Source organism: Aequorivita sp. CIP111184, from assembly GCF_900489465.1.
In the GTDB taxonomy this organism is placed as follows: domain Bacteria; phylum Bacteroidota; class Bacteroidia; order Flavobacteriales; family Flavobacteriaceae; genus Aequorivita.
The window spans coordinates 1-422 of sequence record NZ_UEFQ01000005.1; the positions used below are offsets into that span (position 1 = coordinate 1).

General features: G+C 40.8%; 1 pseudogene. It reads left to right on the top strand.

Annotation, left to right across the window (positions count from 1 at the left end):
• Positions 1-422, top strand: a pseudogene (locus tag AEQU1_RS00035) (hypothetical protein); the annotation flags it as partial.

Sequence of the window (422 nt, forward strand, 5' to 3'; positions counted from 1 at the left end):
GACTGGATTATTACTATTTCTGATGCTGTCGCTGGTGATTCAGGAACGCTTAACGCTTGGGGTATTACTTATTCCTACGCAAATACAAATACAGATGTTGTTATTGAATTAGGCCCAGACGGTACTGCTACCATCGATCCTTATGACATTATCAGTAGTGTAGATGAAGCGTGTGGTATTGCTACTGCTGCTGTAGATGTACCTACCGTTAGCTGTGCTGATATAGGAACAACAATCCTTGTTACTGTTTTCGTAACAGATGCAAGTGGAAACTTAGCTTCTTGTTCTGCAAACGTAACTGTTGTTGATCTTTTAGCTCCAGTAATTACTTGTCCAGCAGATCAAACTGTTGATCCAGGAGCAGGTAACTTGTTCTACATTGTACCTGATTATTTTGCAACTGGCGAAGCTACTGCAATTGA